This is a genomic window from Nocardia brevicatena NBRC 12119 (genome assembly GCF_000308495.1).
GTDB lineage: Bacteria > Actinomycetota > Actinomycetes > Mycobacteriales > Mycobacteriaceae > Nocardia > Nocardia brevicatena.
The window spans coordinates 65,149-71,148 of record NZ_BAFU01000020.1; the positions used below are offsets into that span (position 1 = coordinate 65,149).

General features: G+C 63.0%; 6 protein-coding genes. 3 read left to right on the plus strand and 3 right to left on the minus strand.

Going from position 1 to position 6,000, the window contains the following annotated elements; translation table 11 throughout:
• Positions 1-410: 410 nt before the first annotated feature.
• Positions 411-896, plus strand: a complete 486-nt coding sequence (locus ON20_RS04540) for a hypothetical protein (RefSeq protein WP_218002436.1) — start codon at positions 411-413, stop codon at positions 894-896.
• Between the two features lie 1,637 nt (positions 897-2,533).
• Here ON20_RS04540 and ON20_RS04560 read toward each other — a convergent pair.
• Positions 2,534-2,806, minus strand: a complete 273-nt coding sequence (locus ON20_RS04560) for a hypothetical protein (protein WP_040833668.1) — start codon at positions 2,804-2,806, stop codon at positions 2,534-2,536.
• Between the two features lie 669 nt (positions 2,807-3,475).
• Between ON20_RS04560 and ON20_RS35605 the strand changes: the two genes are divergently transcribed.
• On the plus strand, positions 3,476-4,378 hold the full coding sequence (locus ON20_RS35605; RefSeq protein ID WP_157228690.1) for a Fic family protein: 903 nt from the start codon (positions 3,476-3,478) through the stop codon (positions 4,376-4,378).
• Positions 4,379-4,612: 234 nt separating this feature from the next.
• On the plus strand, positions 4,613-4,918 hold the full coding sequence (locus tag ON20_RS04570) for a hypothetical protein (protein ID WP_040833670.1): 306 nt from the start codon (positions 4,613-4,615) through the stop codon (positions 4,916-4,918).
• 98 nt (positions 4,919-5,016) lie between these two features.
• Here ON20_RS04570 and ON20_RS04575 read toward each other — a convergent pair whose 3' ends face one another.
• Together ON20_RS04575 and ON20_RS04580 are read right to left on the minus strand one after the other, a co-directional pair.
• The gene (locus tag ON20_RS04575; protein ID WP_051161616.1) at positions 5,017-5,544 is read right to left on the minus strand and encodes a hypothetical protein; all 528 of its coding nucleotides are present in this window, start codon (positions 5,542-5,544) and stop codon (positions 5,017-5,019) included.
• Between the two features lie 72 nt (positions 5,545-5,616).
• Positions 5,617-5,847 (minus strand): hypothetical protein, encoded by a 231-nt coding sequence (locus tag ON20_RS04580; protein WP_157228691.1) that lies wholly within the window; start codon positions 5,845-5,847, stop codon positions 5,617-5,619.
• Between the last annotated feature and the right edge of the window lie 153 nt (positions 5,848-6,000).

Sequence of the window (6,000 nt, forward strand, 5' to 3'; positions counted from 1 at the left end):
TACCCGGTCAGCCCGCCGATCCCGCTTCCACGGGTTGTTGCCGAATTTCGCCATACAGGATCAAGAGCGCCGCCGCGCGGCGACGCGCAGCGCGGCCCTGGCTACGCTGGCGGACCGCGGCGCGTCGGCACGTCGGCGGCACGACCGCACTCGGCGCATCCGATCCGAGTTTGGTCGCTTCTGGCATAACCGAACGGTGCTGGGCACGACGAGTGCCCTACCGGACTTACCTCCCGCAGTCGATCACGCATCCACCGGCCCCGGCCCGGTCGACCGGCTGTGGTTCTGTAGCTTGCTCGGGGTATTCCGCGCTCTGAACATCCCGTAACACTCCCAAGGTTCACCGCGACTGCTCCAACATGGAAACCTCCGGGGACGTCCTTCAGCTAGTCGGCACGATCGTGACGGCCATGGGTCTCTTCATCGCATGGGAGAAAGCAACTGGTCGCATATCGTCAGCTCTAGAGGCTGTTCAAAAACTGGCCGGGGACATCCGGGCGAAGCTGACTGGAAGACGCGCCGCGACAGTTCATCTTCCAACAGCTACAGCCATCGCCCGCGCCGAGGGTGGACTCACAGCACGAGCTGTCGCTCACCACCACATAGACACCAATCAAACGGCCGAGCAACAGCTGGAGGGGCTTGCAGCAGAGACGAGAGCAATCCGGGAAGCCATCACGGACCTGCATGAATACATAGCGCGAGTCGAAGGCACGCCACACCTCGAAGCATCAGATGTTGAGACCGCTATTACCGAAGCGCTGGAAAACTTCAGATCTGACCTGAATATCAGCACCGGTAAGGATTTCTGTATCGCCATCTGGGGAATTGCGATTACCGTTACCGGAATGGGGGTGGGCCTCATGCCCTCGCTCATTGAGCTTTTCACCGCATAGGTTGAGTAGCGCGACCTTCGGCCGCGTGGCCCGGCTGACTGGTGGCCTGCATTGTGTTCCCGCGCCCCTCCACCGTCAAGGGCGCCTCCGGCGTCAGCTTCGCTGATGGCTTCGCCACCCTTGACCGCGGAGCCTCTACGCGAGAAGGGCAGGCCCTATCGGGGCAGGCGGGTAGCCAGCCCCCACCTATGTGCAGACCACCATCCAGCCGGGCCAACCTCTCGCCGTTTTATCGGACCCTACGTTTCGCGAACCGTCTTGCGAAGGCCAGGGAGTCCGCCACACCCGAATATAAAGAGGGCCCCAGCCGGGACCAGGAGCCAAAGCCACCACGACCCATAGTTGACGGCCGGCATCGCAACCGCGAACGCAACGACCCATACCAACAGGCCCGCTAAGACTTGGGGCCAATTGCGCCGCGCGCCACGCTCGTGTGTAGCCAGCTCCTTGATACGCCATTCGACATGCCCCTGAAGGCTCGCTACCTCGGCGCTGTCCGGTGCCACTTCTTTCAGAAGCCGTAGGGCTTCGAGGTCACTTTTGATCATGGTGCGTACGTCTCGACGAGTTTGACGCTGGGTATAGAACGCGATCAGGAGCGCGCCGACCGCCGTGACCGCAGCGCCGAACACCGGTACCCAATTAACCACCCTGACAGCGTATCTGCGTGTGGAACTACGCAACGACAAAACTCGCATCCACCAGCCCCTCCCGCCCGCGCAGTCCGCAGCCGGTCCGCAGCAGGCACGCACACGACAAACCCCGCCAACACTGTCAACGGGGCGTATGCCCAGGTCACAGCGATTCGCCCACGATCACCAACGATGCCGTGACCTGCAACTATTCAGCATGTCAAACTTAAAATCCGCCCAGTGTGGGTTCGAATCCCACTGGGGGCACTGCTACGCCGCAGGTAGACCGCTGTTTCCGCCGCTCTCGTCGGATGCGGTCCCCTGCTCATTCCGCAGCGGTCGGAGCTTCACGGTTCATCGAGTCCTCATAGGGTCCAAATCGTCATCGAAAAAGTGCCCATAGAGATCGAGTGTTAGCGTGCCGTCTTGTGCGCGAGCGTCTTCTGAACAACCTTGACGTTCGCCCCGGCGTTGATGGCCGGCGAAGTGGCCGTGTGCGGTAGACCGTGTGGAACCACACCATCGAGTCCGGCCGCTTTCGCTTGTCGGTCCCGCGGGGCCGTGAGCGCGCTGGTGTGTTGATCACGAACATGTGTACACGCCGCGGGGAATCCGGTGGCGTGAGTGGTGTGTGCGCCGGTGCCGGCGATCGCGGCCGATGGCCGCCGACGCCGTCCGGACGTGATCCACGCGTTCAACGAAAATGCCTGGCTACGCAGGGCTCTCGTTGGGCAGGAGACCGTCCCGCCCCACGCCTCGTGGGCGAACCCGATCGAGGCCCAGTTCGGGCCGCTGCGCACCTTCGTCATGGGCGACTCCGACCACACCGTGCTCGCCCGACATCTGCAGCACTACCCACGCCGGCGCAACGCCAACACCCGCCATCCCGACGTGCTCACCGCGCAACGCTGCGAACGCACCCGCGTCCGCCGCGAACGCCTGCAACGCTGGGGCCGACCGGCCAGGGGTAAGCGGCCCGACCTGCCCCCACCTCCACTCGTGCCGTTACTTCTCGTCCATCGGTGGAAAGCCCACCTCGCCGAGGGAGTCCAGCAGCCGTTCCCGCGCCGCCTCCACCCGGGCAACGTAGTCCGGCGTGAAAACCTCCACCAACGAGGTCTCCAACGCGCCGGCGATCGTGTACAGCGGCGACCAAACCGCTCGATCCCGATCCACCAGACCATCGAAGACCGCAGTACCGATCACGCGAGAAAGCCACTCGGAGAGCACCAACGCCTGGTCCCGCGTGAGCTCGATCGTGAAATCATCCTCGGCCATCACGCCGAGCCTATCTTCCAACCAATACCGTGAACATTCGTGGGCACCGCCATGGGCAGACCGCAGTGTCAGAGACCCGGGACTGCCGCATCGGCCCGGTTCACACGAGTAGTTACTGCGGGCAGTAGGACATTTTCTGTGGTCACTCCTTTGCGTGACCTTTCACAGATGTGGCCCCGCATGCCGTGTCGTGGAGTCAGACCAAACGGTATTATTTATCCACGATAGAGTGCTTTACAACAAGGTCAGCATGGATACACGCACGAAGTGTGCAGGGTTGCCGCCGCTGCTCGAACGTCGACAACTGCCGCGAGCTGCCGAATGATTACCAACGATATTCTCATCAAACTCTTACGCGGAGAGGTCGCCTCGGGGATTGTTCGGTTGTCCAAAACGGCAAACGAGGCGATTACCGAACGGTTACCCCGTATGGTCGCCGAAGATCTTCGAGGCGCTGCGGATCGAGCATCGACGACCGACCAGCAGAGCGGGCGGCGCATTTCAGGCGTCGACGGCGGTGGCCGACAACACGATTCGCACCCGGACGGCGCCGGTCGGCGTGAGAGCCGAGTGATCGATGAACGGTCGACAAAGGGCGAGACCATTGCCGGACAACTTCCCCGTAGGGTGCCCGGCGAGCTCGGTCGCCGAAACCGAGCGATCGATACGGTGATCGATGAACGGTCGACAGAGCTGGGATTGCACACCCCGGCCCAGCGCGCACTGGAAGCCGGCCTCCTGATCGACGAGCCGTTCCTGCACTTGGCCCTGGCCGGGCGTCAGAAGCATCCGGAACTGCTGTTCGGTAAACGAGAATGGGCCGGCTACCTGGACGCCCGCGCATTCGCCCGACGCCACGGTGACCGAGAACTGACCGTACCGTTCATGGTCGAACTCCACCAGCGATTGTCACACTTCACCGCACCCGACCACGGCGGGATCTTCGCCCGCGGCAGGCGGTGGGGCGCTCACCTGCACCCCTTCACCGACAAGGAGATGGCCGCGGTCAGGGCGAATCCCTACCTGGAACTTCTCCCCCCGGATACCGCCCCCCTCCGCTACGGTGGGATCGGATACCGCATCTCCTCGCCCGAGGCGATACAGAACGAACTCCAGTCCTTGTCAACTTGGTACAACGACGCCCGCAACCAGCCCGACGCCGACCCGTACCGGCTCGCTGCCGAACTTCAACAGCGATTCGTCTCCATCCACCCCTGGGACGACTACAACGGCCGGTCGTCCCGGCTCCTGATGAACTGGTCACTGGAACGCGACGGGCTACCTCCGAGCGCTGTTGCGGACTTCAGCAAGGACCTCTTCTCGATGCCCGAAGAGTGGGTCGACGACGTCCGCGCCGGCAGCCGCGTGTTCGGCGAACGTGCAGACCGCCTCGAACGCCTCGGGGACACCGCCGATCCGATCTCGGTGTTCGACCTGGAACGCGAACACGAACACTACCTGGACCGCTACGGGCAGCGCGAATTATTCACACCCGGAGACACGCACGACGCCAACTTCTATCGATCGCTCCTGGAAGAGCTGCGAGACAACAGGCAGGGGGTAGTGGTGTAGCCGTACGGAATCCGGCGCTAACGCGGTGGCGCCTCGTTCTCGGTAGAGGCGTCCGGGCCATGGTGAACTGCGCGATGTGGCCCGATGGCACATTCGCACAGGATCCGGCACCAAGGATTTACCGCAGACAGTGGCGCGCTACCGTGAAATCCGCGTGGCCAGGGGCTGTGGTGCGGCCGTTGTAAACGGCTCCGTCGTCGCGATCACCGACGCCGACCTGGCGGAACGGCCGGGGTGGCACGGTCCGGGTTGTATCGGTGGGTAGGCGAGCAGCTGGAACGCCGGTATGCCGCCCCGGATCCGCGCTCGGCGTTCGCTGCTGAGAGTGGCCTACCGATCGTCGAGCATCCGCGGCCGGTGCCGATGGAGTTGCAGCGGTACCGGGACGGGCTGCCGGTGAGGGTTCCCGCGTGGTGGCTGGATGGACACGATGCCCGCGCGGCCGGGTTCGTGGGAGTGGTTCCGAAGGATCGCGCGGTGCGGTTGGTGGCCTACGTCGTCGGACCTGACGATGTGGTGACCGACGCCAAAATCCTGTAGGCGCTTCGAGGGACTTAGCGGTCCAACGGCATTTCGAGCACCATGGGATCTGGGGCTTCGTCGAAGATGATTGTCACTTCCTTGGGGAACACGGCTTGTCACTGGCCCGTCACAGGAGACATGGCAGACGCGCGAAAGTCCGCCCAGCGGTCAGGCTCAAAGGTGATCGGATCATCGTTCACCCACTGCGGCACAGGCCACCACGCATCCGGTATGCCCTCGATGGGCTCAGGCTCGATGAACTTGATGTCCGAGGCGGTTCGTTTGCCGGTGTTTCGGATCCGGAACTGCCCGCGCTGCATGTGCTCGATGCTGAAGGCAAAATCCTTCGGTTCAGGGAACGCGCGCCGGGCTACCTCTGCAATCTGCTGTTGAACTTCGGCGGACTTCTCAGCTGCGGCAGTAGAATGTTCAGCTTGCTGCGCGGCATCCTGAGCGGACTTCTTCGCCGCCCGCTCAGCAGGCCATGTCCGCACGCTGAACACGATGGTCACGACCGTACCCGACCACGTGGCGATCGGTCCCCACTCGATTGATCCCAGGTCCATGAACGAGCCCTTCTGCGCCTGATGCGGCGCGCTATTCCACTTCGCGCCAGCATTCGGTGTGCGCGTGAAGGTGTACACCGAGCTGTCGGAATAGCGACCAGTGCCGTTACCTAGACCGCTGAGAGGTGTTGGCAGGCAATGGTTGCGGGGCTACTGGCCGGTGATCTTGGTCCATCTGCCGACTGTTGGCGGCTCGGCAGCACGGACACGGACGCCATACTCGACTGTCCTGGCAGTTACGTCGGTGGATGTCACAACAATCCACTTATCCAGGCCGATCACCTCTCCCGTGTTCAAATCTTGCACCGTGCGAGAGTCGTTGTCGTACTGGATGCCTTCGTCGGCAATGTCGAGCTCCCAGATGGGATCGAGTTCGGCCATGCCAGCGACCCTATCGAGCGCTACCGGTACGAACATGGGGATTCACCGATTCAGCCCTCAACTTGCCGACGACCGACGAGAGCGAGCCGGGCTCACTCCCAAATTCTCAACATCCGCCAAGCGGATATCCGGCTCTACGCCGGAACCACTCCG